The organism is Acinetobacter sp. UBA6526 (genome assembly GCF_002434875.1).
Lineage (GTDB): Bacteria > Pseudomonadota > Gammaproteobacteria > Pseudomonadales > Moraxellaceae > Acinetobacter > Acinetobacter venetianus.
The window spans coordinates 1-564 of record NZ_DJLC01000099.1 but is presented as its reverse complement, the minus strand read 5'-3'; the positions used below and the strand labels follow the sequence as shown (position 1 = coordinate 564).

The 564-nt window shown below is 34.9% G+C and carries 1 protein-coding gene; it reads right to left on the bottom strand.

The genetic code is table 11. The features are described 5' to 3' along the window. The coding region (locus B4237_RS06340) for a transglycosylase SLT domain-containing protein (protein ID WP_286942228.1) at positions 1–408 on the bottom strand (408 nt) is incomplete at its 3' end. Between the last annotated feature and the right edge of the window lie 156 nt (positions 409–564).

Genomic DNA, 564 nt, shown 5'->3' with positions numbered 1-564 from the left:
AGGCATTAATTGCATCAATCCTTGAGCACCTACAGGCGAACGAGCCTTGATATTAAAACCAGATTCAGTATGCATAACGGCTTTAATGAGGCCTTCTGAAACGCCATGCTGTTGCGCGGCTTGCCGAATCAGCTGATCAAAAGCATTTTTATTGCGACTATAACTAGGCAATACAGATGCTTCACTTGCTCCCCAATTTGAATAGCTATGAATATTACTATCAGGGTAGTAAGTTGCTTTGACAACTTTTAAATGACTATATTCAGCTTTCTTCTTGTTTGTGAGTAGGGTTGTGCCATTCGTATCTTTAAATTGATAAATCATCTGCCCAGCGTAAGTTGACACTGAACTATTTAGAAAACCGATTGTCCCCAAGCAAAGGGCAAAAAAATAAGTTGTTTTATCCATCGTTATAATATTCACAAAACATATGCTTAAGTTCTTCACAGCAGTTTAACAAAAAAAATCATAAAAAGTACTTTGACTACAATTTTTTTATTTTTCACTGTCTAACAAAATGCAAGTCATTTTGCTCGAATGTTCAGCAAAAAAAAATTAAATATT